Below are 24,486 nucleotides of genomic sequence, written 5' to 3' on the forward strand. Positions count from 1 at the left end.
AGATAAAGTTCTCTTATACGCAAGCGTCGTCAGAGAATTTCCTATTTTGGCTTTGTGTTTTACGGGCTTGGTATTTTAATGATGGATACTTGGCAGGAATTAACGATTGAAGTGAAGTGTGAGGCGGAGGAGGCGGCCTCGAATATTCTGATTGAACTGGGCAGTCAGGGTGTGGCTATCGATGACAGCGCAGATTATCTGGGGCAGGTTGACCACTATGGTGAGCTTTTTCCAGAAGTTGAGCAGAGCGAGCGAATCAAGATTACTGGCTACTATCCGGATTCTGTGGATATAGAGGCTGTTGCGGCCCAGGCCAATGAGCGACTGGCTGAGCTGGATGGTTTCGGATTGGAGACGGGAGATATTCAGCTGACTCGGCAGGAACTGGCTGAGGAAGACTGGGCGGATAACTGGAAGAAGTACTTTGAGCCGGCTCGGATCACCCATGACTTGACTATTGTGCCGTCCTGGACGGACTATGAGGGAACAGCTGGTGAGAAGATTATCAAGCTGGATCCCGGTATGGCCTTTGGTACAGGCACTCATCCGACGACCAAGATGAGCCTCTTTGCGCTGGAGCAGGTCTTGCGAGGCGGAGAAACGGTGTTGGATGTGGGTACAGGCAGCGGAGTTCTCTCTATTGCTAGCTCACTCTTGGGGGCCAAGGACATCTACGCCTATGATTTAGATGAGGTAGCAGTGCGCGTGGCGCAGGAAAATATCGAGCTCAATCCAGGTATGGAGAACATCCATGTGGCACCGGGTGATCTTCTCCGAGGCGTAGAAATCGAGGCGGATGTCATTGTTGCCAACATCTTGGCCGATATTCTCATCCATCTGACAGAGGATGCCTACCATCTGGTCAAGGATGAGGGTTATCTGATTATGAGTGGGATTATTTCTGAGAAGTGGGAAATGGTGCGCGAGTCAGCAGAAACGGCAGGATTTTTCTTGGAAACGCATATGATTCAGGGCGAATGGAATGCCTGTGTCTTTAAGAAAACGCAGGACATTTCAGGCGTGATAGGTGGTTAGATGCAGCAGTATTTTATAAAAGGAAATCCTCAGTCCCCTCTGGTGGTTACGGATAAGGACACGGCCAAACATATGTTTTCAGTCATGCGGCTCAAAGAGGGCGACCAAGTCACACTGGTCTTTGATGATGGCGTGAAACGACTGGCTCGGGTGCTAGACCCCAGTCAGCAGAGTTTGGAAATCTTGGAAGAGCTAGCAGACAATACCGAGCTGCCGGTTCAAGTGATCATTGCTTCAGGTTTTCCCAAGGGGGATAAGTTAGAGTTTATCACCCAGAAGGTAACGGAGCTAGGAGCCAGTGCTATCTGGGCTTTCCCAGCGGACTGGTCGGTGGCCAAGTGGGATGGCAAAAAGCTAGCTAAAAAGAGTGAAAAGCTAGAGAAAATTGCTCAGGGAGCAGCAGAGCAGAGCAAGCGCAATCTGATTCCTGAGATTCGGTTCTTTGATAAAAAGGCAGACTTTCTGGCAGCCTTGACAGACTTTGACCGCATCATCGTGGCCTATGAAGAATCGGCCAAAGAAGGAGAATCTACAGTTCTAGTCCGAGCTCTGTCGGGCTTGGCAGCCGGCGCAAAAGTGCTCTTTATCTTCGGACCGGAGGGCGGTCTCTCGCCAGATGAAATAGCAGCCTTTCGCCAAGCAGGGGCTGTCTCCGCTGGTCTAGGTCCACGTATCCTGCGAGCTGAAACCGCTCCGCTTTATGCCTTGACCGCAGTCAGTGTTTTGTTGGAATTGAGCAAGGACAGTCTTTAAAAAGTAAAATCAGCAGCCAAAATAGCTGCTGATTTTTTAATTATTGTCTTTCTCGTTTTTTGAAGGCGAAGATTCCTGCAAGTCCAGTCATGACAAGTCCCAAGAGTCCGAGAGAGGACGTCTTTTCTCCAGTCGCTGGGAGCCTTTCTGCTCCTGCCTGTCTGTGGGACGCTTGCTTGTTCGTGCTAGGGTCAACAGCAGTCAAGACAGGGAAGTCTACTTTGCTATGCTGCAGGTTGGTTGCTTCGACTGCGATAGTCGGAGAGCTTGGTTGCTCAATAGGAACCGCTTCAGTTTTCGGTGCGACGTAGACGAATTTGTATTCGCCGAATCCTTCTTGGGCTGATGCCGCTAGATAGACGATATCTCCGTCAGTACCAATCAAGTTCTTGGCCTTATCAGCTGTCAGGAAGCGCAGGTCCAGTCCCTTGATGGTATCAGCGAAATGCCAGTTCTGATCTGCACTTGGATTGATATTTTTGACAGCCAAGATATAGTTGATGATAGCTTGGCGGTTTTCCAGATTGAGGAGACGATTGAGGCTGGCTTCTCGAACACCAGGGAAGTTGCCGTTAGACCGGTAGTTGTTGGTCACGACGATAAATTCCTGATTGGGGTCAATCTCTTTGCCTTGGTATTTTAGATTACGGACCCGGCTGGCATTTGGGTTGGCCAGTTTGCCTTCGCGGTCGTATTTGTTCGGCTGGGTAATGTCAAACTCATAGGTAACACCGTCGATAACATCAAAGTTATAAGTCCGGTAGTCAGTATTGACCAGATTTTGCGGTTGGCTATTGTTAGGGTCAATGGTATTGAACTGGCCAGCTGACATTTCCAACCATTCTTTGAGCTGGGCACCGTTGACTTTGAGGATAGCAGTCACATTATCATAGAGATAGAGGTCTGCTACGTTCTTGATGGCAATAGGACCAGCTGGAATGTCTGTGTAGGCCGTTGCATCTCCGCGAGTTCCTGCCTTGAAAGGAGCTGCTGCAGACAGGATAGGAAGATTGGCTTCAGGCGTGCCAGCAAGCTCTTGCTTAGCATACCAAAGCTGAGCATTGTTGACGATTTGCACGGATGGATCGTCTTTGACCAGAGCGAAGTAACTAGTGATTGGTGCAGTCGTGGTGCCGACTTGCTGGCGGACATAGTTGATAGTTCCTTGGTGGGATTCTTTAGCAATATCAACGACGCGCTGATCTGCTACATTAGACTTGGTATCTACCTTGCGGATAGAGCCTTTGCTGTCAGTGACTTTCCATTTGCCGTCGGTATAGTTCAGCTTGAGGTCAATGACGCCCAGATGGTCGCCGTATTTTCCAGCCATGGTTACTGGAGTGCCGTTGATTTTACCGTTGACACCGTCTACGCCAGGGTATTTTTCGTAGAATCCAGTTCCATTTCCGCTTGGAAATTCTGCGTGAGAGTGGCCCGTTACAACAGCATCCACACCTGGCAGGCTGGCGATTTGATAGCCTTCATTTTCCTCGCCTTTTTCATACTTGTCATCTCCGATACCAGAGTGAGAAAGCACCAAAGTGATGTCTGCACCGGCCTTGCGCATCTCAGGAATAATATCTCGAATAGCCTCAACAGAATCGCGAACGACCACTTTTCCTTCTAGGTTTGCCTTATCCCAGTTGAGAATCTGCGGCGGTACAATCCCGGTCACACCAATCTTGACAGTCGTCAAGCGACCTTGTGTATCTGTAAAGGTCTTTTCGATGATTTTGTAAGGCTGATAGATGAATTTACCAGTCGCTGGATCCAGCACATTGGCATTGACAAGAGGCATGCCTGCTGTCTCAATCACACGGTTCAGATAGTCCAGACCGTAGTTGAACTCATGGTTTCCTAGCGTACCAGCTTCAAAGCCCAGAGCTTGCAGAGCAGCGTACATAGGGTGCTGCTCGCCTTTCTCCACAGGATCCACAATGGCCTTATAGGTTCCCAGCGGCGTTCCTTGGATGGTATCGCCATTGTCTACCAAAAGGACGTTTGGATTTTCTTTCTTGGCCTTCTCGATCAGCACGGCAGTCTTAGCCAGTCCCAAGGTCTCCACCGGCTTGTCCTGATAGTAGTCGTAGTTGACCAAGTTGGTATGGAGGTCGGTCGTTGCCAAGATACGAACATCGACAGTCTGTCCCTCCACGGGCTTAGTATCCTCAGTAGCCCCTACATTTCGAGCCATAGCCATCAGAGCATCAGTATTTCCACTGGCATTTTCTGGGGAAATAGCAGAGCTAGGATCCGTGCTCTCTTTTGTCGCAGTAGCTTCAGTAGGACTTGCAGCAGTCGTTGGTTTTGTTTCCGCTGCGCTGCTTTCTACTGGAGCAGGATTAGCAGTGACTGCTGGAGTATTCTCATCAGCCTGAACAGCATTTACAGTTGCCGCAAGTGCTGCTGTACTTAAAAGCACAACCGTTTTTTGAAGGGATGATTTAGACATAATATCTCCTTTGTTAAAATGAATTTCAGACTTATATTATACTATATTAAAGCGCTCTCATCAAGAGAAGTTCATAAATAAAAACTTATAGAATTGACTGGAAGCTTCATAAGTTACAAATATGAGAATATACACTAAAACTGAATGCTCAAAGATCTACCGCTATTGTATCCGTTTTCGTATTTTGGTATAATAGTGATGAGCTCACTTGGGTAAGTCGGAAAGGAAAATAAAACGGAAAAAATCAGACTGCCTAAGCTGAGAAGCGTATCTGCATTTTTTGCCTGATAAGGAGAGGAGGTTCGCCATGACTATGTCTGCCTTATTTGAGTTGTTTGTCGCCCTTTTAGGTGTGGCATCTACTTGCTACCTTGTCTACGCTTATTGTCAATTTATCAAGGAAGAAGTTCATCACTTTCTTCACCACAACCCGCCCGTTTAAGGCGGGTTTTTATATGAACCGTCTTCTAGGTTTTCATATTGGGCTAAAAGTGATAAAATAGTAGGCAGGAATTGGAGAGACGAGATGCCAAAAGAAGTGAATTTGACGGGCGATCAGGTATTGGCCCTTACGAGAAAATATCTGGCTGCGGAGGATGTGGCCTTTATACAGAAAGCTTTGATCTATGCGATTGACTGTCACAGTGGGCAGTTTCGCAGGTCAGGTGAGCCTTATATTGTGCATCCTATTCAGGTGGCAGGGATTTTGGCCACGCTTAAGCTAGATGCGGTAACGGTTGCCTGCGGCTTTCTGCATGATGTGGTTGAGGATACCCGTGCGACGCTGGATGATTTGGAAAGAGAGTTTGGTACTGATGTGCGCGTGATTGTCGATGGCGTTACCAAGCTGGGTAAGGTCAAGTACAAATCCCACGAGGAGCAGCTGGCAGAAAATCACCGTAAGATGCTGATGGCCATGTCGGAGGATATCCGGGTTATTTTGGTCAAGCTGGCAGACCGTCTCCACAATATGCGGACGCTCAAGCATCTGCGCAAGGATAAGCAGGAGCGGATTTCCCGAGAAACAATGGAAATCTACGCACCCTTGGCTCACCGCCTGGGGATTTCCAGTGTCAAGTGGGAACTAGAAGATTTGTCCTTCCGTTATCTTAATGAAGTGGAATTTTACAAAATTTCCCACATGATGAAGGAGAAGCGTCGGGAGCGTGAAGCTCTGGTAGAAGAGGTAGTTCAGAAGATTGAGACCTATGCTGGCGAGCGCAATCTGCACGGTAAGATTTATGGCCGGCCCAAGCATATCTACTCGATCTATCGTAAGATGCAGGACAAGAAGAAGCGCTTTGATGAGATTTATGATTTAATCGCCATTCGCTGTATCTTAGATACCCAGAGTGATGTCTATGCCATGCTGGGCTACATTCATGAGCTTTGGCGGCCGATGCCGGGGCGGTTCAAGGATTATATTGCCAACCGGAAGGCCAATGGTTACCAGTCTATCCATACGACCGTTTATGGACCCAAAGGTCCGATTGAGTTTCAGATTCGGACCAAGGAAATGCATGAGGTCGCTGAGTATGGGGTTGCGGCTCATTGGGCTTACAAGAAAGGTGTCAAGGGACAGGTAGACAGCAGAGAATCAGCCATCGGGATGAACTGGATCAAAGAACTGATGGAGCTACAGGACCAGTCTAACGACGCCAAGGACTTCGTTGACTCAGTTAAGGAGAGCTATCTAGCTGAGGAAATTTACGTCTTCACACCGGATGGAGCAGTGCGTTCTCTGCCTAAGGACTCGGGTCCCATTGACTTTGCCTATGAAATCCACACTAAGGTCGGTGAGAAAGCCACAGGAGCCAAGGTCAATGGTCGGATGGTTCCTCTGACAACCAAGCTTAGAACAGGTGATCAGGTGGAAATCATCACCAACGCTAACTCCTTCGGACCGAGCCGTGACTGGCTCAATATTGTCAAGACCAGCAAGGCTAGAAATAAAATCCGTCAGTTCTTTAAAAATCAAGACAAGGAGCTGTCTATCTCCAAAGGGCGGGAGCTCTTGCAGGCTCAATTTCAGGAGCATGGCTATGTAGCTAATAAGTACATGGACAAGAAGCACATGGAAGAAGTCCTGCAAAAGACTAGCTACAAGACCGAAGAAGCGCTTTTTGCAGCCATTGGCTTCGGTGAGATTGGTGCCATTAGTATTTTCAACCGCCTGACAGAAAAAGAGCGCCGTGAGGAAGAACGGGCCAAGGCCAGAGCAGAAGCGGAGGAATTGGTCAAGGGCGGTGAGGTCAAGGTCGAAAACAAAAAAGACACCCTCAAGGTTAAGCACGAAGGCGGTGTGGTTATTCAGGGGGCGTCTGGTCTCCTCATCCGGATTGCCAAGTGCTGTAATCCTGTGCCGGGTGATGATATTGTCGGCTATATTACCAAAGGGCGCGGTGTAGCCATTCACCGGCAGGACTGCATGAATCTCAAGGCCCAGGAAAATTACGAGCAGCGGCTGATTGATGTGGAATGGGAAGACAACAACACGACCAAAGAGTACACGGCTCACATTGATATTTACGGTCTCAACCGGTCTGGCCTCCTCAACGATGTGTTGCAGGTTCTGTCTAATACCACCAAAAACATTTCAACAGTTAATGCTCAACCGACCAAGGATATGAAATTTGCTAATATCCATGTTTCTTTTGGTATTGCTAATCTGTCTATGCTGACGACAGTGGTGGATAAGATCAAGAGCGTGCCGGAAGTCTACTCAGTCAAGCGGACTAACGGCTGATTCTTTTCGGAAATCATTATCAAGCTGTAAGTTACCGTTAAATCAAAGGAAAAGATATGAAAATAGTGATTCAGCGCGTAAAACGTGCTCAGGTCAGCATTGACCAGCAGCTGCACAGCAGTATTGGACAAGGTCTCCTGCTCCTAGTAGGCGTAGGTCCTGACGATAGTCAGGAGGATATGGATTATGCAGTCAGGAAGATTGTCAATATGCGGATTTTTTCCGATGCTGAGGGTAAAATGAACCTGTCTATCAAGGACATTGGCGGAGAGATTTTGTCGATTTCCCAGTTCACTCTGCATGCAGATACCAAAAAAGGTAATCGGCCAGCCTTTGTCAAGGCTGCTCCGCCAGAGATGGCTAGCAATTTTTATGATGCCTTTAATCTTGCCTTGCAGCAGGAGGTGGCAACTCGGACGGGGATTTTTGGGGCAGACATGCAGGTAGAACTAATCAATGATGGTCCAGTGACTATTATCTTGGATACAAAGAATCGCTGATAAAAAGCATGAAAAGGAGTTTGAACACTAGTGTTCAAACTCCTAATTTTTTTGCTTCTGTAGCAATGAATAGATAGTTTCCGACAACATTACTAAAAATCGCCAATAATTTCTTGAGGAATGACTTCTTTGATGGTCGTCACTAGCTGATTGATAAGCTTTATGGCTTCAGCGGGCTCAGTGTAGAGTTTTTGAAAATAGGTCTGTATATTTTCTTCGAAATGCTGAGGCAATAGCGAGCAGTTTGTTTTTGCAAACTCCAGCATTCTCTTTTCTCCAGGGTGCGTCTGTTCGTTTAGAGCGAAGAGCAAGTCAAAATAGGAAGCAAAAAATTCACTGCTGCGGTGATTGATGCTGAGCAAGTCCTGACGCTTGAGCGCTTTTTCTATTTGTTTGGAGAAAGCTGGCATGGCTTGATCGAGTAAGAGGAGCTGCTTCTTAATAATATTCTTTTTCAGCTCAGCTGGATAAGGTAGTCTGTACTTGTTCTGAAGTGTCTCGTAGCGACCATTTCGGTCGTAGATGATTTTGCTGTGAAGCAGATTGTGCCACATACAGGTAGTATAGGCATTCTGAGCTTGGTGATCTAGGACGACAGTCTGCAGATCTTTATCAAAGCTATCCAGTGTACGGTAAATGAGCTCAATTTCGATCTTGTTCTTTAACACACAGTCATCCTCTAGTTCCCAAAACTGATTGCCAATTTCCATGTAGGAGCAGTACTTGCTGAGGATATCGCGTCGAGTCAGGGGAGCAATAGAATCTGTTAAGTAGATATAAACATCATAGTCTGAGTCTTTGTCAAAATGCTTTCCCGCACGAGAGCCACCGAGAACAATAGCTTCCACTTGATCTAGCTGGGCAAATTCTTTAAAAAGTTGTTGTGGCATAATTTTTCCTTACTGATTTTTGACATCATTGTAGCAAAATGTAAGCGGGTTGGCAAGAAGGAAAAAAACAGCTTTTGGCATGGTACTGAGCTTGAAAAATTGAGACTCCGAGGGAGATGAAGTGGATGAGCAGGAGCTGGAAGTATTTGACTAAAAAGAAAATCATCTAGGATAGATAGGCTGAAAATTTGACTTTGTGTTATAAAATTTTAGGTTTTTTCCTCCTTTAACTTATTGCCTTATTTTTATCTGCAACTTTTCTTAGATTTTGAGATAGATCTTTAAAGAGTTTTTTGGCATCATTTAGTCCAAAAATGAGAAGCATAGTAGGCAAGTGGAAGTGGCGATAATCCTTGATTTGTTTATGTTTATAATTTCTTTCATTCTTTAGAAATATTTTAGAATTACTTTATAAATTCTTGAAGTTTGTCTTGTATAATCATATTAAAGAAAAGAAAGGAGTCTCTTATCATGGAAAATCTAGTTCAACAGATGCTGGATGCTCTGATTCAAATCGTTTTGTTTGCTTTGCTTCCTTTTGTTTGGTGGTTGATAAGGGCTAGAAGAAAAAGTCCATTTTTAGAATGGCTTGGCTTAAAAGCCCCCAAAGACACTGGCGGCCGGAAGATCTGGCTGTGGATTTTGTTGGGTTCGCTATCTTTCTTGCTTCTTTCGTTTTTGCTAGTATATCCTGCTGTAAAAAATCTGGATACAGCGACTTCGATTTTCTCAGGCCTTGGCTTCCAAGCCTTGCCGGCTGTTCTGATTTATGGTATTTTTCAAACTGCTCTGCCAGAAGAACTGCTATTCAGAGGTTTTCTTTTAAAGAGAATGGCTAGCCGCTTACCCTTTGCAGTAGCCAACACCATACAAGCTGCTATTTTTGGTCTGCTCCATGGCTTAATGTTTATAACAGTGCTCTCTTGGCAGCAAACCCTGCTCATCATTTTGTGTACGGGTGGCATTGCGGCCTATATGGGCTTTGTCAATGAAAAGAAATCCGATGGCTCCATTTTAGCCAGCTGGATTATGCATGCCCTAGCAAATGTAGTTGTGGGTAGTTTATCGGCTTTTATGCTGATTTGATGACAGGTGAGCAAGGTTTAGGTGTAAGTCAAACGAAGCTGCTTCTACTGATTTGCAGGGTTGTCCAGTTTCATTTGCTCAAAAACATAAAGGAAGAAGTCTTGTGAAACTTCGAAATGTCCGTATCTTATCTGAGAAGCATATTGGCGCCACTGAGGATGCTGTCGGACTTGCTCAATGGGGCAGTCTTTGACAGGCTGGTAGTAGCTGACATCTCGCCGAAATGGGACAAAGCCTTCAAACATCTCTACTTGGTAAGCAGTGTCATCTAGAATCTTGCCAACTGCTGTAAAGGCCTGCAGCTTTTCCTGACCATTCAGCTGATACTTGGGGCTGTAGTACAGAAGATAGTCCCCCTTTTTCATTCGGTTCAATGGTGCTTTCTTTCCATGGCAAACTTGGCAAAATCCACCTTCTACACCTCTTAGTACATGTTCTTTTGATACGACACCAATCCAAAATCTAGTCATTTTCTGCCTCCAGTTCCATTAAGAGTTGATTCAATATTTCTGTTTTATTTTCTAATTTTCCAAAGAATGCCTGATCAATACCTTCTACTAGAGGAAGGGCTTGGTTGACCTTTTGCAGCCCCGTATCCGTTAGAAGTATGATGTTGGCGCGGCTGTCCTTGGGATGGACTTCCCGCATGATCAAACCTTTCTTGACCAAGAGGCGGATGATTTGGGATACGGTCATAACATCCATGTCAGAAAATCGGGCAATATCAGTCTGACTCACCCATTCTTGCTGACGCAGAAGCGCTGCAAGAGTGGTCAGAACGACAAACTGAGGATGGGTCAAATCAATCGTTCTCAGTTTGTTTTTTATCAGCCCATGCCACTTGTGGTAGGTACGGATAAAGAGCAGACCGGTTGATTTTTTGTATTCATCCTTGTAGATGGAGTTAAACTGCGATTTTTCCATTAGCTTCCCCTCTAGATTTTTATAAGTACACTTATTATATTCTGACATCTTATTTTTGTCAATAAAAACCCAGTTTAGACTAAAAAGTCCGAACTGGGTTCTGTTTATAGTTTTTCCACATAAATCTGCTGGGCAATCATAGGATTGATTTGGATTTCTTGGGTTTCTGTCTTGAGGAGATAAGCCTGAGCGAAAGAATCGTATTGGATGAAGGTGATGGTTTGGCCGATTTGCAGGTTGTATTTTTCCAAGTATTTGAGCAAGTCAAAGTCATCGTGTACGCGTTTGATGATATAGTCACCAGGGGCAGAAGCCTCTTCCAGAGTCAGTTGGTTTTCTTCGTCCAGAAGCTCTCCCTTGGATGGGATGGTGCCTCCGTGAGGACAGGTCTTGGGGTACTGGAGCATGGCATCCAGACGCTCAACGAAACGCTCAGAAACAGTGTGCTCTAGGACTTCGGCTTCCTCATGGATTTCATCAGTCGAGTAGCCGAGATGGTTGACCAGAAAGACCTCAATCAGCCGGTGCTTGCGATAGAGGTCGGAAACTAGCCTTAGCCCCAAATCAGTCAGCAGGTAGCCGGCTTTTTTATCCTTGACCAGAAGTTCTTCCGCCAGCATTTTTTTCATCATTTCCGTCACAGCTGGAGGTGAAACCTGCATGAGCTGGGCGATTTCTTTATTGGTGATTTTTTTGTGGCGGCTGCCAATCTCATAGATACACTTGAGATAGTCTTCTTTATTTGGGGTCATCTTGCATCCTCGCTGAACTTTCTATCATTAGTATAACAAAAATCGCTGCAAGAATACAGTGTCTAAGCCTTTCTTTGATGTTTAGATTTTCTTCATTCGCTTGTAATCGTTTTGCGATTATTATATAATCAAAGCGTACAATTTAAAAAATAAAAAGTAAAAATTCTTTAGCTGGTTTGCAGAAAATTGGCTTGCTTTTTACTTTTTTGCAAAAGGAGAATCCTATTATGAAAAAAAGACGAATGATGGCATTTCGGGCAGAGAAGTTTACTCGTTTTGGTATTCGCAAATGCAGTCTGGGAGCAATCTCGGTGGCGATTGCGACTGGTTTGGCCTTTCTTGGAAGTGGAGCGGTTCAGGCAGATCAGCTGGCACCTAGTCAGACGGCTGACAGTGTCGCTGTCAGCCAGGCTGTGGAGGACCAAGCTAGTACAGTTGCAACTTCGACTGTGGCAGAAACCAGTCCGTCAAGTATGGATAAGGCTGCACCAGCACCGGAGGCTGTTAGCCCTGCAGCTGGTCAGGCACCTACGTCTTCCGATACCAGTGCTCGGCCTACTTCTTCAGATCCTGAAGAAAATGCCCAGCCGAAAAGTGATACTGTAGCTTCGACAGAGAATCAACCTGCTGTAGCTGAGAACTCAGAAAAAAATGGTGCTTCTAATCTGCCAGCGCAACCAGCTTCTACTACAGAGCGCTCCTTGGCGGCAGCAGAAGTCAAAAAGCCTCAAGGCAAGATTACCATTCAGAACAAGAATCCGCAGACAGGTGAATTTGATATTGTTGTGTCAGACATTGTCGCCCCAGATGGTCTGAAGTCCGTTTACTTGCCGACTTGGTCTGTAGCTAACGACCAAGATGATGTGCAGTGGTACACTGCTGAAAGACGAGCCGATGGGACCTATTTCAAACATGTCAGTTACCGCAATCATAAAAACTCTCTAGGTGAGTATAATGTTCACCTCTATTTTGTGAATGATGCAGGCCAGCTGCAGGGTGCAGGCTCAGCTAAGACGGTGGTTGACCGCGCGCAACCAAAAGGCAAGATCACCATTCAGAACAACAATCCGCAGACAGGCGAATTTGATATTGTCGTGTCAGATATTGTCGCCCCAGATGGCCTGAAGGCGGTCTACCTGCCGACTTGGTCTGTTGCTAACGACCAAGACGATGTGCAGTGGTACACAGCCGAAAGGCGCGCTGATGGGACCTATTTCAAACACGTCAGCTACCGCAACCACAAGAACTCTCTGGGCGAGTATAATGTTCATCTCTATTTCGTGAATGATGCAGGACAACTGCAGGGTGCAGGTTCGGCTAAGACGGTAGTTACTCGCACACAGCCACAGGGAAAAATCACCATTCAGAACAACAATCCGCAGACAGGCGAATTTGATATTGTCGTGTCCGACATTGTTGCCCCAGATGGTCTGAAGTCTGTTAGTCTTCCAACCTGGTCCACCGCTAACGACCAAGACGACGTGCAGTGGTACACTGCTGAAAGACGAGCTGATGGGACCTATTTCAAACACGTCAGCTACCGCAACCATAAGAACTCTCTGGGCGAGTATAATGTTCATCTTTATTTCGTGAATGATGCAGGCCAGCTGCAGGGTGCAGGTTCAGCAAAGACGGTGGTTAACCGAGCGCAGCCTCAAGGCAAGATTACCATTCAGAACAACAATCCGCAGACAGGCGAATTTGATATTGTCGTGTCTGATATTGTTGCTCCAGATGGTCTGAAGGCGGTCTACCTGCCGACATGGTCAGCTGCTAACGACCAAGACGATGTGCAGTGGTACACTGCTGAAAGACGAGCTGATGGGACCTATTTCAAACATGTCAGCTACCGCAACCACAAGAACTCTCTGGGCGAGTATAATGTTCACCTCTATTTCGTGAATGATGCAGGTCAGCTGCAGGGTGCAGGCTCAGCAAAGACGGTGGTTACTCGCGCACAGCCTCAAGGTAAGATTATCATTCAGAACAACAATCCGCAGACAGGTGAATTTGATATTATCGTGTCCGATATTGTCGCCCCAGATGGCCTGAAGGCGGTCTACCTGCCAACATGGTCCAGCAAGGATGACCAAGACGACGTGCAGTGGTATATCGCTGAGCGCCAAGCTGACGGCACCTATAAAAAACATGTCCGAGCTCAGGATCATAAGTTTTCAGTAGGTGAGTACAAGGTTCATCTTTACTATCTGAACGAGGATGGCCAGATGCAAGGTGCGGGTGGCGAGAAGCTGATGGTTTCTGTAGCACCTGAAAACATCCGTGCGACTGGAAAAATCAATATCCAAAACAATAATGCTCGAACAGGAACTTTTGATGTAGTTGTGACAAATGTCTCCAATCCAGGTGGAATTCAAGCAGTCTATCTACCAACTTGGTCCACAGATAAGGATCAGGATGATGTCAAGTGGTATTTAGCTCAAAAGCAGGCGAATGGCACCTATAAGATCACAGTCCGAGCTAGTGACCATAAGCTTTCTACTGGCGAGTACAAGATTCATCTTTACTATAAGCAGGACAATGGTCAGCTCATCGCTGTTGATGCTACTACGACCCAGGTCTCCAAAGCGGTTTACAATACTCCGTACTACTCACAGCGTGATGGTCGCTGGGGTGGCAGGAAGTATGGTCCTTACAGCATGGATGCGACAGGATGCGTGCCGACAACGCTAGCCATGGTTATTTCTGGAATTACTGGGACAGAAGTGCTTCCGACAACCGTTGCGGATTACCTATATAACCATACCAATGAATTTAATAAAGATGGATTTGGCACCAGCAGCCGTGGTATTGTCCGAGCTGCCCAGCACTGGGATCTGACGAATGAGACTCTGTTTACAGCTTCTGCAGTCAAAGAAGTGCTTTCGCAGGGGCATCATGTCCTAGGTGCCGTTGGTACTAGCATCTTTGCCCATTATCCAGTGACTCATGAGCTGGTTCTCAAAGGCTATGACAATGGAAAAACCTATGTCCGTGACCCTTATAATGCAGCTAATAATGGCTGGTATCCAGTAGACTATCTCTTTGGAGTCAAGAGTGTAGATCCGACGGATAATACAGAAGGATCACCCTTTATTGCCATCAAAGGATAAGAAATTCGTGATTAAGAAGACCGCTCGTTGCTTGACGGGCGGTTTTCTGCATTCTATGACTATTATGTTTGTAATCGGTTAAGAGTTTATCATTGGCAAGATTAGTAAGAGTCAAATTCATTATACAATTATAGCTAGAGACACAGGTTTTTTGGAAGCGATGGAGATGAGATTCTATTTTTGGACATATTTGCGATAAATGTTCTCAAAAAAACATGTAAATAGTTTGACAAACAAAGTTTTTATCATTATACTGTTAACATATCAGGAGGAAACCCATGAAAAAAATCCAAAAACATGTCATTCTAGGTGCAGCAGTTCTTGCTAGTAGTGGCTTTGCTCATACTGTAGCTGCAGATACAACTCCAGTGGATGCAAATGCCCCTGCAAACCAAGATAAGGTTCTATCTGCAAGTCCAGAAGCTCTTAAACAGCAGACTGAGCAGGTTAATCAAGCAAAAGCGTCTGTTGACCAAGCCAAAGAACAGGTTACAGCAGCTGAGACTAAGGTTGAAACAGCTAAGAAAGATAATACTGATACAAGTGCACAAAAAATTGCCGAAGCTCAAGCAGCTGTGACAGAAGCTGAGAAGAAAGTTGCTCCAGCAGAAAACGCGGCCAAGCAAGCCCAAGCAGCTCTTGATACAGCTAAAAAAGTAGAAAACACACAGGCAGCTGTAGCTCAGGATGCTCAAGCTCAAGCAGCTAAGGCACAAAACGAGACTCAAGCTGCTCAGGATGCTGTGAATGCAGCCCAAAAAGCTGTGGATAGCAAACTGGTGAGTGAAAAGGTAACGAAGGCAAAGGATGAGCTTGACAAGGCTAAAAACCACTTAGCTTCTTACGAAGATCAGTTGAAGACAGCTGAAGCTGAAGATGCGAAACGCCATGCATCGATTGATCAAGCCCAAGCAGACATTAAAGCAGCTCAAGCAGAAATCAAAGAAAAAGAAGCGAAATTTTCGTCTCAAGATCAGGTTCACAATACTTTTACTCTATCGCAAGATTACATCAGGGCAGCAAGAACTATTGATAAAAAAGGATCGGGCCAGTTAACTCCTGAAGCGAAAGAAATGCTTGCAAAAGAGGCAGCGATTCTAAAATCAAGTAATAACTTCATTAGCAGTCAAAAGGATGCTCAACGTATAGTAGATATTAATAATATTCCTAAAGAGATCCTTTTGGAAATTAACTACTATGCTCAAGATTTAATCAACCAAATCCGTAAGCAAGTAGGCAATGCTCCTGTAACATTAACGCAAAATAGTATGGATTATGCGGCGGCCCTAAGCCAAGCAGCCCGTGAGCAAAAATATAGAGCCCAAGCAAAAGATCCTATAACTTCACAAGTGAATGTTCCAAAAGATGTGGTTGCTAAATTTGGGCTTGATCAGTTTGGATATAGAGTTACTGGTTTAAATGAGCTGGGTTTTTATCCTACCTTGGCCAGTCAAGAAAAAGTGTCCGTTGATTATTTGAAGAAGACTATCTATGACAATATTAAATTCCAATTATTTGACCTTGGAGATAGCTTTAGAGACCCCATTAGAACAACAATCTATGCTCAAAAAATAGTTGGCAGCCTAGATAGGCAGAAAAAGGGAGATTATGTAGCTGTTAACTTTAGTAACAACGGCATTATTAACCGAATTAACTTCCTTCTCTTCGCGAATAATGACGGTGATATTCAGGACCCTTCCAAAATCACACCAGCCTTGATCAATCCAAATGCCAATAATCAAGATGCAGACGCTGCTCGTAAAGACTTGGCGGTTTCACAAGCTAAGTTGGACGCTGCTCAACGTATGTTGACCAATGCTCAGAATAAGCAGGAGACAGCACCATTACTGCGTGAGGTTGTGAAAACTGCTAAGGACAAGTTAGCCAAGGCGGAACGTACTTACCAAGCTGAACTCGAAAATAGCAAGAATTCGGCTTCTGAAGAAACCAAGGCTAAGCTTGCAGTTTTAGCTAAAGCTCAAGCAAGCTTGAAAGAAAAAGAAGCAGCCCAAGCAAGTGCGCAAAAAACAGCTGAGGGAGCTAATGCCAAGCTTGCTGAATTGAAAGCAGCTACAGCGACCGCTCAAGAAAAGGCAACTGCTGCGGCTATAGCTCTGGAAGAGGCTCAACGCGCTGTTCAAGCTGCTAAAGACTATGTTACTCGCTTGCAAAACGCCCCTGCTCTTCTAAAAGAAGCAGAAGCGGCTCTCAATGATGCTAAAGCAAACTTGGCAAGTAAGGAAGAAACGTATAGAGTCGAAAATGCAAAACTTGAAGCTTTGAAAGCAGCTCTTGCAGCCCTTGAGACAGGCGACCCAACCAACCTCGTTTCTAAGAATGAGCGAAAGGTTCTGAAAGTCACTACAACGGGAGTGAAGAAGGGAAAGAAACCAGTTCAGACCTATCAGGCTCCGGCAGCTCTTCCAAAAACAGGTTCTGCTGAATCATCTCTAGCACTTGCAGGATTGGGATTGCTCTCTATGCTGGGACTGGTTTTTGCAAAACGCCGTAAAGCTTAAGAGCATTTAAACAAAACTCATACTGAGAGAGGACCAGTTTGGTCTTCTCTTTATTTATTGAGTGATTTGTTAAGAACATCTTTATTGTTAGCACTCCAAGGGTTCATATTTTGTTCTTTGTTATTATGTGAGTTTGTGATAAAATCTAATTGTTCTATGTAGATTAGATTTTTTATTATAATCCCTACATTTTTGAACTATTAGAGCTAACAGAAAGGAGGGAAGCCATGTATCCGAAAGAAGGGAAAGAACATCTCTTTCAGCAATTGCAATCAATCGGCTGGTCTCAGGTAGCACTGGAACAAGTTTTTGCAGAGATTAGTGTGCAAGGGAAAACAGTGCCAGAAGAAGGATATTACCTGCAGGAGGCTCAGCTTTTTGGCAGTCCCTTTTTTCAAGATCTTTGGCTGGCTGAGGATGCTCAGAACAGCAGGTTAGGAGCTCAGGAGCTGCTGGTTCTGGCTATGAATATTGTTAATATGCCTGAGGAGTTGAGCGGAGACAAGTCAGAGACGGATTTTTTGCTGGCTCGGATTGCTCCAAACCTAACACCTCATGATGGCTTTTGGAAAATTTTCTCAAGGACCTTGCGCCAGGCTTTTCCAGCAGATGATTTCAGCCAAAGGGATGGCAGTCAAAAGCTTAAAAGGCAGCTACATCAGTTTCGCTATGTCATTTCCTGCCAGCAGGCCCAGTGGGTCAGAGATCACTACCGTCAGACTGGTATGACAGATGCAGAAGCCTTGGCCTCCTATCTAAAGGATTGGTCTGCGCTGCCTTATAGCTTTCAAGAATCCTCTCGCTTGCACAATAAAGCCCATATTGATAAGAGGTCAGAGCAAGCTGTCTATCCGGATGGTCAAGCAAGTCAGGCCAATATAAAAATCCTGATTGATTTTCATACAGAGTTTATTTTGGATCAGACAGGTCGCTTTCTCAATATCATCGATCCAGAGGGGGCTAGCCCAAATGGTATTGTGAATGGTGCCAGCTTTAACTATGGTGAGCGCAATCGTCCGGTTAATCAGGCTTCTCATACTCGCTACGATGTCAAAACGCCTGCAGTCTGGGATCCTCGCTTTCGAAGGCTTGCCATTGAAAATGGCGGTCGTAAGTTCAAGTCACCTCAGAATAATCGTGGTCCGCTGGGCTATCGTTCGGCTAAGAGCCCTTATGCTCGAAAGGGGCGGAGTGCTCAGAAACAGGTAAAGGCAGAGATTGCTCGGTTCAAGAAATTGCTGAATCGGCCATCCATCCTCTTGCGTTCCTGGGCTTGGTTCCGTCAGTTTTGGCAGAAGTTTTTCGCACAAAAAAATACGGACTAGCAGGTCCGTATTTTTATCTCTTATAAACTCTTAACTGCTGCAATCGCCGCATCATAGTCAGGCTCGGTATTGATATTGTCGACATATTCAGCGTAGGTCACAGTGTTGTTTTCGTCCAAGACAAGAACCGCACGAGCCAAAAGGTGCCATTCATTGATGAGGACAGCATAGTCACGGCCGAAAGAATGGTCAAAGTAGTCAGAGAGCATGACAGCATTCTCAATGCCTTCAGCCGCACACCACTTGCCTTGAGCAAAAGGCAAGTCAACTGAAACCGTGATAACAACGGTATTGTCCAAGTCAGAGAGTTCTTGGTTAAAACGACGAGTCTGAGTCGAGCAGACACCAGTATCGATAGATGGGATGATGCTCAGGACTTTCTTTTTGCCAGCAAAATCAGCCAGAGTTTTCTTTGAAAGGTCAGTTGCTGTCAGGCTAAAATCGTGTGCGGTGTCGCCGACTTGCAGTTGCTTTCCAGTAAAGGTTACAGGATTTCCGAGAAAAGTTGTCATAAGGAGTCTCCATTCATATTTGATAGCTTCATTGTACAGCGAATAGTGATTTTTTTCGAATAATTTGACCGGAAATTTGAGGGTGTCACTATTTAGAACTCATTATAAAAAAATAAAGAGGTTAGGATTTTGTCTTCCTAACCTTTTATCGTTATTTGGCCAATCCTTCAGAAATTTTATCCAGATTGTATTTCATCATGCTGTAGTAGCTGTCACCCTCTTCGCCTTGGTCAGCGATTGAGTCAGTGAAAATTTTAGCGTGGATTGGGATATTGGTGTCTTTAGAGACAGTCTTCATCGGACGGTCATCCACACTTGATTCGACAAAGAGGGACGGCACTTTGGTCTTGCGTAGTTTTTCAACCAAGCTTTTGATTTGGTCTGGAGTCCCTTCTTCTTCGGTGTTGATTTCCCAGATGTAGGCTGACGGCACATTGTAGGCCTTAGAGAAGTACTTGAAGCAGCCTTCGCTAGTCACAATCATTTTCTTTTCTTCTGGGATGTTGTTGAATTTCTCCTTGGCTTCCTTGTCCAAAGCGGTCAGTTTTTCTACATAGGCTTTGAGATTTTTCTCGTAAGTGGCCTTATTGTTAGGGTCTTTTTCAATCAAACGCTTGGCGATATTTTGCGCATAGATAATACCGTTTTCCAAATTGAGCCAAGCATGAGGGTCTTCTTTGCCCTTTTCACTTTGCCCTTCAAGGTAGATGACGTCAACGCCATCACTGACAGCATAGTAGTCCTTGTTTTCTTCCTTATTGGCATTTTTGACCAACTTGGTAAACCAAGCATTGCCGCCGGTTTCCAGGTTGATACCGTTGTAGAAGATGAGATCCGCTTGAGAAGTCTTTTTTATATCTTCAGGCAGAGGCTCGTATTCGTGGGGGTCTTTGCCGACTGGTACAATGCTGTGGAGGTCAATCTTATCGCCAGCTATATTTTTGGTAATATCAGCGATAATTGAGTTGGTTGCAACAACCTTGAGCTTGGATGAGTCACTGGACGCCTTCTTTTGACCGGAGCAGGCAAAGAGAGTGCAGACTGCTAGCAAAAGTAGAGATAAAAAACCTAATTTTTTCATGGGATTCCTCCATCAAATTTTATTTTAGTTTAGGTCGGTTTTTAAGTTTTAAATAGCGTTGCTTAGGTGCAATAAAGAAAGAGATGAGAAAGATGAGAGCCGAGGTCAGGACAATGCTGGATCCTGCAGCAACATTAAAACTGTAGCCAATAAAGAGCCCCAGTACAGAAGCTAGAGCGCCCAGCCCTGAGGACAGCAGAATCATAGTTTTCAGACTGTTGGCATAGAGGTAGGCCGTTGCTGCCGGCGTTATCAAGAGAGCGACAATCAGAATGGTTCCCACGCTCTGCATGGCTGTCACAGAGACCAAGGTCAAGAGAATCATCAGCAGATAGTGATAGAAGCTGACTGGCATGCCCATGGCTTGAGCCAGCAGCGGATCAAAGGAAGTAATCAATAGCTGCTTGAAAAAGAGTATGATGATTAAGAGCACAGCTATTCCGACTCCGATACTAATCCACATATCAATATCCTGCACGGCCAAAATATTCCCAAAGAGAATATGAAAGAGGTCTGTGGAGCTATTGGCAACGCCTATCAGAATCACACCCAGAGCTAGGAAGGAAGAAAAGGTAATCCCAATGGCTGTATCGCTTTTGATAATGGAATTTCCCTTGATGTAGGTGATAATAATCGAGGCCAAAAGTCCGAAGGTGATGGCTCCGATAAAGAAATTAATCCCTAAAATGTAGGACAGGGCCACACCGGGCAGAACCGCATGAGAGATAGCGTCCCCCATGAGCGACATGCCGCGCAGAATGATAAAGCAGCCGACAGCTCCAGCAACAATCCCAATGACGATGGCTGTGATGAGGGCGTTTTGCAGAAAGTGAAAATCCCGCAGCCCTTGGAAAAATTCTAAAATCATCCTAGGCACCTCCATTCATAAAGAGCTGGGAGCCGTAAGTCTTTTTCATATTGTCCTTGGTAAAGCTGGTCTCGGTAGGACCAAAGGCAATCAGCTTACGATTGAGCAGGATGACTTGGTCGAAATAATCAACTACTTTGCTCAAGTCATGATGGACAATCAGGATAATCTTGCCTGCAGCTTTGAGACTGCGCAGCGTAGCCATGATAATCTCTTCGCTGACAGAGTCAATCCCGACGAAGGGCTCGTCCAAAAAGATACAATCCGCCTCTTGAACCAAGCAGCGAGCAATCAAGACCCGCTGGAATTGCCCGCCAGACAGCTGGCTAATCTGGCGCTCAGCCAAGTCTGCTAAACCGACAATTTTCAATGCCTCAGCCACCTTGTCCCAATGGGAACTCTTTAGTCCCTGAAAGAGCTTGAGCTGCGGGTAAAGTCCCAAAGAGACACACTCTTTGACCTTGATAGGAAAATGATAATCAATATTAATCTTTTGCTCTACATAAGCGACTCGCTGGAGAGAGTTCTGTAGCGGCTTTTGATCCAGCAGAGTCTGGCCTTGGTGGTCAATAATCCCTAGCATGCCCTTGAGCAGGGTGGATTTTCCGGCTCCGTTAGGGCCGATAATCCCAGTAATGGTTGGCTCCTTAATGGTTAATGAAAGGGGCTCAAGAGCCAGCCTATCCTGATAGCTGACAGTTAAATCTTTAATTGTAATCATCTCATACACCTCTATAATTTTAATATACATTAAAACAAAAATTAAGTCAAGTTAATTTTTGCAAATTTCTAAAATTAATATAAGAAACGTTTGAAAAAACAAGTAGATTTTGATAAGGTTATATCAAAAGCATGAAAGCGAGAAGAAGATGACACGACTACAAGATGATTTCTACGATGCAGTTAATGGTGAGTGGGCCAAGACGGCGGTCATTCCTGATGATAAGCCAGTGACGGGCGGCTTCATGGATCTGGCAGATGAGATTGAAGATCTTATGCTCGCCACGACAGACAAATGGTTGGCTGGCGATGGAGTGCCAGAAGATGCCATTCTGCAGAACTTTGTTGCTTACCACCGCTTGGCAGCGGATTATGATAAACGGGAAGCGGCTGGGATTGAGCCTGCGCGTGCTTACATTAATGAAATTCGCAACCTAACATCTTTTGAAGACTATGCTTCTAAGATTGCTGATTTTGAGTTGGCTGGTAAGCCAACTTATTTCCCCTTTGGTGTAGCGCCTGACTTTATGGACGCTCGTATCAATGTTCTCTGGGCAGACGGACCGGGAACCATTTTGCCAGACACGACCTACTATGCGGAGGATCATCCGCAGAAGGCAGACCTGCTTGCAAAATGGCGCAAGGCTCAGGAAGATTTGCTGGCAAAATTTGACTTTGCAGAAGAGGAAATCAAGGATCTTTTAGATAAGGTCTTGGAGCTGGATGCTGTTTTTGCTCAGTATGTTCTGTCTAGTGAAGAAAGCTCTGAGTATGCTAAGCTCTACCATCCTTATAAGTGGGACGATTTCAAAGCCTTGGTACCGGAGTTGCCTCTGGCGGATATTTTCACCAAGTTAATCGGTCAAGAACCCGACCAGGTCATTGTGCCTGAGGAACGCTTCTGGAAAGCAGCTAAGGATATCTATACAGCTGCTAACTGGGATAAACTCCATGCTCTGCTGATTCTCTCTGCGGTCCGCAATACGACGCCTTATCTAACGGATGGCATCCGTGTCTTGGCAGGAGCTTATCATCGTGCTCTATCAGGGACTCCTCAGGCTCAGGACAAGAAAAAAGCAGCCTTTTACCTGGCCCAAGGTCCCTTCAATCAAGCTGTCGGTCTTTGGTATGCTGGTCAAAAGTTCTCACCAGAAGCCAAGGCTGATGTGGAGCAGAAAGTGGCGACGATGATTGAAGTTTACAAAAACCGCCTGGCCCAGAATGACTGGCTGACACCAGAAACTCGGGACAAGGCTATTGTCAAACTCAATGTCATCAAGCCTTATATTGGCTATCCAGACGAGCTTCCTGAGCGCTATTCCCTCAAGGTTGTGGATGAAAAGCTGACTCTCTTTGAAAATGCTCAGAAGCTGAGCCAGATTGATATTGCTTACAGCTGGAGCAAATGGAATCAACCGGTAGATTACAAGGAATGGGGAATGCCAGCCCATATGGTCAATGCCTACTATAATCCGCAGAAAAACCTGATTGTCTTTCCAGCGGCTATCCTGCAGGCTCCTTTCTATGACCTGCACCAATCCTCATCAGCCAATTACGGTGGTATCGGAGCGGTCATTGCCCATGAGATTTCTCATGCTTTTGATACCAATGGCGCTTCCTTTGATGAAAATGGCAGTCTTAATAATTGGTGGACGGAGCATGACTACCAAGCCTTTACCGAACGGACTCAAAAGGTCATTGATCAGTTCGAAGGACAGGATTCCTATGGTGCTAAGGTCAATGGCAAGCTGACTGTTTCAGAAAATGTGGCAGATCTGGGCGGTATTGCAGCTGCCTTAGAAGCAGCCAAGAAAGAAGCGGATTTCTCTGCTGAGGAATTCTTTACCAACTTTGCACGCATCTGGCGGATGAAAGGTCGAGAGGAATATATGAAGCTCTTGGCAAGCGTTGATGTCCATGCGCCAGCCAAGCTTCGGACCAATGTGCAGCTGCCTAACTTTGACGATTTCTTTACGACCTTTGATGTGCAAGAGGGAGATGGCATGTGGCGGAGCCCAGAAGAGCGGGTGGTCATCTGGTGATGCAGAGATAAGACGTTTATCGAATCTTGCTCAAATCAAAAATAATCGAGTGCATTTCAATAGTCTGCTTTTGGTTTTGAAAGCAGACTATTTTGTCAAAGAAAATATAAAGCGTTTACATTTTTCTAGCCTTGTGCTATACTGTAGTTGATAACAAAAAATAAACAAAACATCCAAATAGAATAGATTTCAAAGTGTTTATTAATGAATAATAAAGAAAAGAGATGTTCTTATGGTAAAACGATTCATTAGTTCAAATGCTTCAGAAATTTTAAGTATGACTGCGCCGGAGCTGAAACAGAGCATCAAGGCCAGTGAGGGCCGCGTTATCCTGTCTGAAAACGTAGCTTTCAAAGAATCTTATATCGGTGATGTGACCAATGCAGAGATTGCTAGGTCTTTTGGTGCTGACTTGATTTTGCTGAATGGGATTGATATCTTCCAGCCTTTTGTGGCTGGTCTGGATGCCAAGGAAGATTTTGTTAAGGAGCTGCACCGCTTGGTGGGGCGTCCTATCGGTATCAATCTAGAGCCGGTGGACAGTCAGGCCCAGATGGCAGGAGAACGCCTGATTATCAATGAGGGGCGTCAGGCTAGTCTAGCGACCGTTCAGCGAGCAGAAGAGTTGGGCGTTGACTTTATCTGCCTGACAGGTAATCCGGGAACTGGTGTCACCAATCAAGCCATTATTGACACCATTCGAGTGGTCAAGGAGAATTTTTCAGGTCTGCTGATTGCAGGCAAAATGCATGCTTCGGGTGTGGATGAGCCGGTAGCAGACCTAGAAGCAATCGCTCAATTTATCGAAGCTGGTGTTGATATTGTCCTAGCACCGGCAGTCGGCAGTGTGCCAGGCTTTGATGAGCAGGACTTGAAGCAGATTGTCCGACTGGCCCATCAAAAGGGGGCTCTGGTTATGAGTGCTATCGGTACCAGTCAGGAGAGTGCTGATGAGGATATTGTCAAGCAAATGGCTATCCGCAACAAAATCTGCGGTGTAGATATCCAGCATATCGGGGATTCAGGCTACGGCTGTCTGGCTCCGGTTGAAAATATCTTTGCCATGAGCAAGGCTCTCAGAGGACAGCGCCACACCATTTCCATGATTTCACGTTCGATTAATAGATAGTAAAATGAGATAGACTTTTAAGGGGGAAGCTCCTAGAAAGCC

20 protein-coding genes are annotated in these 24,486 nt (G+C 45.5%); 11 read left to right on the top strand and 9 right to left on the bottom strand.

Features of this window, described 5'->3' with window-relative positions:
- Positions 1-81: 81 nt before the first annotated feature.
- Both prmA and FKX92_RS07400 read left to right on the top strand, forming a co-directional pair.
- Entirely contained in the window at positions 82-1,035 is a 954-nt protein-coding gene (gene prmA / locus FKX92_RS07395) for a 50S ribosomal protein L11 methyltransferase (RefSeq protein WP_032912652.1), read from the top strand.
- Positions 1,036-1,788 (top strand): 16S rRNA (uracil(1498)-N(3))-methyltransferase, encoded by a 753-nt coding sequence (locus FKX92_RS07400; RefSeq protein WP_002910796.1) that lies wholly within the window; start codon positions 1,036-1,038, stop codon positions 1,786-1,788.
- A 40-nt stretch (positions 1,789-1,828) separates the two neighbouring features.
- Here FKX92_RS07400 and FKX92_RS07405 read toward each other — a convergent pair whose 3' ends face one another.
- Positions 1,829-4,240 carry a bifunctional 2',3'-cyclic-nucleotide 2'-phosphodiesterase/3'-nucleotidase gene (locus FKX92_RS07405; protein ID WP_149565956.1) on the bottom strand — a complete coding sequence of 804 codons (2,412 nt, stop codon included), beginning with the start codon at positions 4,238-4,240 and terminating at the stop codon, positions 1,829-1,831.
- A gap of 313 nt (positions 4,241-4,553) precedes the next feature.
- Here FKX92_RS07405 and FKX92_RS12175 point away from each other — a divergent pair, with 313 nt between their 5' ends.
- The 3 genes from FKX92_RS12175 (at position 4,554) to dtd (ending at position 7,486) form a co-directional block, all read left to right on the top strand.
- On the top strand, positions 4,554-4,682 hold the full coding sequence (locus FKX92_RS12175; RefSeq protein WP_260468515.1) for a hypothetical protein: 129 nt from the start codon (positions 4,554-4,556) through the stop codon (positions 4,680-4,682).
- A gap of 84 nt (positions 4,683-4,766) precedes the next feature.
- A complete protein-coding gene (locus FKX92_RS07410) occupies positions 4,767-6,986 on the top strand; it encodes a RelA/SpoT family protein (protein WP_049543311.1) in 2,220 nt (739 codons plus the stop codon).
- A 56-nt stretch (positions 6,987-7,042) separates the two neighbouring features.
- Positions 7,043-7,486, top strand: coding sequence for a D-aminoacyl-tRNA deacylase (dtd, locus tag FKX92_RS07415; protein WP_149565957.1), 444 nt, complete (start codon positions 7,043-7,045; stop codon positions 7,484-7,486).
- Positions 7,487-7,578: 92 nt separating this feature from the next.
- Here dtd and FKX92_RS07420 read toward each other — a convergent pair whose 3' ends face one another.
- A complete protein-coding gene (locus FKX92_RS07420; RefSeq protein ID WP_125341171.1) occupies positions 7,579-8,376 on the bottom strand; it encodes a nucleotidyltransferase domain-containing protein in 798 nt (265 codons plus the stop codon).
- 471 nt (positions 8,377-8,847) lie between these two features.
- Between FKX92_RS07420 and FKX92_RS07430 the strand changes: the two genes are divergently transcribed.
- Complete coding sequence (locus FKX92_RS07430; RefSeq protein ID WP_149565958.1) at positions 8,848-9,462, top strand: CPBP family intramembrane glutamic endopeptidase; 615 nt, start codon at positions 8,848-8,850, stop codon at positions 9,460-9,462.
- A 44-nt stretch (positions 9,463-9,506) separates the two neighbouring features.
- Here FKX92_RS07430 and FKX92_RS07435 read toward each other — a convergent pair whose 3' ends face one another.
- From FKX92_RS07435 to FKX92_RS07445, 3 genes are all read right to left on the bottom strand, one after another.
- On the bottom strand, positions 9,507-9,932 hold the full coding sequence (locus FKX92_RS07435; RefSeq protein WP_149565959.1) for an EVE domain-containing protein: 426 nt from the start codon (positions 9,930-9,932) through the stop codon (positions 9,507-9,509).
- Positions 9,925-10,386: a MarR family winged helix-turn-helix transcriptional regulator gene (locus tag FKX92_RS07440; protein WP_149565960.1), complete on the bottom strand. Its 462-nt coding sequence runs from the start codon at positions 10,384-10,386 to the stop codon at positions 9,925-9,927. The genes FKX92_RS07435 and FKX92_RS07440 overlap by 8 nt, the downstream gene beginning before the upstream one ends.
- A 104-nt stretch (positions 10,387-10,490) precedes the next feature.
- Positions 10,491-11,138 carry a metal-dependent transcriptional regulator gene (locus FKX92_RS07445; protein WP_002916133.1) on the bottom strand — a complete coding sequence of 216 codons (648 nt, stop codon included), beginning with the start codon at positions 11,136-11,138 and terminating at the stop codon, positions 10,491-10,493.
- A gap of 227 nt (positions 11,139-11,365) precedes the next feature.
- On the opposite strand from FKX92_RS07445, the gene FKX92_RS07450 reads away from it, so the two are divergent.
- The 3 genes from FKX92_RS07450 (at position 11,366) to FKX92_RS07460 (ending at position 18,092) form a co-directional block, all read left to right on the top strand.
- Entirely contained in the window at positions 11,366-14,248 is a 2,883-nt protein-coding gene (locus FKX92_RS07450) for a GBS Bsp-like repeat-containing protein (protein WP_149565961.1), read from the top strand.
- Positions 14,249-14,526: 278 nt separating this feature from the next.
- Complete coding sequence (locus FKX92_RS07455; protein WP_149565962.1) at positions 14,527-16,767, top strand: SEC10/PgrA surface exclusion domain-containing protein; 2,241 nt, start codon at positions 14,527-14,529, stop codon at positions 16,765-16,767.
- A gap of 227 nt (positions 16,768-16,994) precedes the next feature.
- Positions 16,995-18,092 (top strand): DUF3114 domain-containing protein, encoded by a 1,098-nt coding sequence (locus FKX92_RS07460; RefSeq protein WP_149565963.1) that lies wholly within the window; start codon positions 16,995-16,997, stop codon positions 18,090-18,092.
- 20 nt (positions 18,093-18,112) lie between these two features.
- Here FKX92_RS07460 and tpx read toward each other — a convergent pair whose 3' ends face one another.
- The 4 genes from tpx to FKX92_RS07480 all read right to left on the bottom strand — a co-directional run bounded on the left by tpx (position 18,113) and on the right by FKX92_RS07480 (position 21,274).
- Entirely contained in the window at positions 18,113-18,604 is a 492-nt protein-coding gene (gene tpx / locus FKX92_RS07465) for a thiol peroxidase (RefSeq protein WP_033179104.1), read from the bottom strand.
- A 151-nt stretch (positions 18,605-18,755) separates the two neighbouring features.
- A complete protein-coding gene (ssaB, locus tag FKX92_RS07470) occupies positions 18,756-19,685 on the bottom strand; it encodes a metal ABC transporter substrate-binding lipoprotein/adhesin SsaB (RefSeq protein WP_149565964.1) in 930 nt (309 codons plus the stop codon).
- A 19-nt stretch (positions 19,686-19,704) separates the two neighbouring features.
- Positions 19,705-20,553 carry a metal ABC transporter permease gene (locus FKX92_RS07475; protein WP_032909605.1) on the bottom strand — a complete coding sequence of 283 codons (849 nt, stop codon included), beginning with the start codon at positions 20,551-20,553 and terminating at the stop codon, positions 19,705-19,707.
- Between the two features lies 1 nt (position 20,554).
- Positions 20,555-21,274, bottom strand: coding sequence for a metal ABC transporter ATP-binding protein (locus FKX92_RS07480; protein ID WP_316250852.1), 720 nt, complete (start codon positions 21,272-21,274; stop codon positions 20,555-20,557).
- Positions 21,275-21,422: 148 nt separating this feature from the next.
- Between FKX92_RS07480 and FKX92_RS07485 the strand changes: the two genes are divergently transcribed.
- Together FKX92_RS07485 and FKX92_RS07490 are read left to right on the top strand one after the other, a co-directional pair.
- Complete coding sequence (locus FKX92_RS07485; protein ID WP_149565966.1) at positions 21,423-23,315, top strand: M13 family metallopeptidase; 1,893 nt, start codon at positions 21,423-21,425, stop codon at positions 23,313-23,315.
- 232 nt (positions 23,316-23,547) lie between these two features.
- The gene (locus tag FKX92_RS07490) at positions 23,548-24,444 is read left to right on the top strand and encodes a DUF7916 family protein (RefSeq protein ID WP_002896677.1); all 897 of its coding nucleotides are present in this window, start codon (positions 23,548-23,550) and stop codon (positions 24,442-24,444) included.
- The last annotated feature ends 42 nt before the right edge of the window (positions 24,445-24,486 follow it).

It is taken from the genome of Streptococcus sanguinis (genome assembly GCF_008329445.1).
In the GTDB taxonomy this organism is placed as follows: Bacteria; Bacillota; Bacilli; order Lactobacillales; family Streptococcaceae; genus Streptococcus; species Streptococcus sanguinis_O.

Excerpts from the sequence above, each read along its gene's own strand:
- ssaB (WP_149565964.1), bottom strand. The coding sequence starts at position 19,685 with ATGAAAAAATTAGGTTTTTTATCTCTACTTTTGCTAGCAGTCTGCACT.
- prmA (WP_032912652.1), top strand. The coding sequence starts at position 82 with ATGGATACTTGGCAGGAATTAACGATTGAAGTGAAGTGTGAGGCGGAG.
- FKX92_RS07445 (WP_002916133.1), bottom strand. The coding sequence starts at position 11,138 with ATGACCCCAAATAAAGAAGACTATCTCAAGTGTATCTATGAGATTGGC.
- FKX92_RS07450 (WP_149565961.1), top strand. The coding sequence starts at position 11,366 with ATGAAAAAAAGACGAATGATGGCATTTCGGGCAGAGAAGTTTACTCGT.
- FKX92_RS07455 (WP_149565962.1), top strand. The coding sequence starts at position 14,527 with ATGAAAAAAATCCAAAAACATGTCATTCTAGGTGCAGCAGTTCTTGCT.
- tpx (WP_033179104.1), bottom strand. The coding sequence starts at position 18,604 with ATGACAACTTTTCTCGGAAATCCTGTAACCTTTACTGGAAAGCAACTG.
- FKX92_RS07430 (WP_149565958.1), top strand. The coding sequence starts at position 8,848 with ATGGAAAATCTAGTTCAACAGATGCTGGATGCTCTGATTCAAATCGTT.
- FKX92_RS07490 (WP_002896677.1), top strand. The coding sequence starts at position 23,548 with ATGGTAAAACGATTCATTAGTTCAAATGCTTCAGAAATTTTAAGTATG.
- FKX92_RS07440 (WP_149565960.1), bottom strand. The coding sequence starts at position 10,386 with ATGGAAAAATCGCAGTTTAACTCCATCTACAAGGATGAATACAAAAAA.
- FKX92_RS07405 (WP_149565956.1), bottom strand. The coding sequence starts at position 4,240 with ATGTCTAAATCATCCCTTCAAAAAACGGTTGTGCTTTTAAGTACAGCA.
- FKX92_RS07460 (WP_149565963.1), top strand. The coding sequence starts at position 16,995 with ATGTATCCGAAAGAAGGGAAAGAACATCTCTTTCAGCAATTGCAATCA.
- dtd (WP_149565957.1), top strand. The coding sequence starts at position 7,043 with ATGAAAATAGTGATTCAGCGCGTAAAACGTGCTCAGGTCAGCATTGAC.
- FKX92_RS12175 (WP_260468515.1), top strand. The coding sequence starts at position 4,554 with ATGTCTGCCTTATTTGAGTTGTTTGTCGCCCTTTTAGGTGTGGCATCT.
- FKX92_RS07435 (WP_149565959.1), bottom strand. The coding sequence starts at position 9,932 with ATGACTAGATTTTGGATTGGTGTCGTATCAAAAGAACATGTACTAAGA.
- FKX92_RS07480 (WP_316250852.1), bottom strand. The coding sequence starts at position 21,274 with ATGATTACAATTAAAGATTTAACTGTCAGCTATCAGGATAGGCTGGCT.
- FKX92_RS07420 (WP_125341171.1), bottom strand. The coding sequence starts at position 8,376 with ATGCCACAACAACTTTTTAAAGAATTTGCCCAGCTAGATCAAGTGGAA.
- FKX92_RS07400 (WP_002910796.1), top strand. The coding sequence starts at position 1,036 with ATGCAGCAGTATTTTATAAAAGGAAATCCTCAGTCCCCTCTGGTGGTT.
- FKX92_RS07410 (WP_049543311.1), top strand. The coding sequence starts at position 4,767 with ATGCCAAAAGAAGTGAATTTGACGGGCGATCAGGTATTGGCCCTTACG.
- FKX92_RS07485 (WP_149565966.1), top strand. The coding sequence starts at position 21,423 with ATGACACGACTACAAGATGATTTCTACGATGCAGTTAATGGTGAGTGG.
- FKX92_RS07475 (WP_032909605.1), bottom strand. The coding sequence starts at position 20,553 with ATGATTTTAGAATTTTTCCAAGGGCTGCGGGATTTTCACTTTCTGCAA.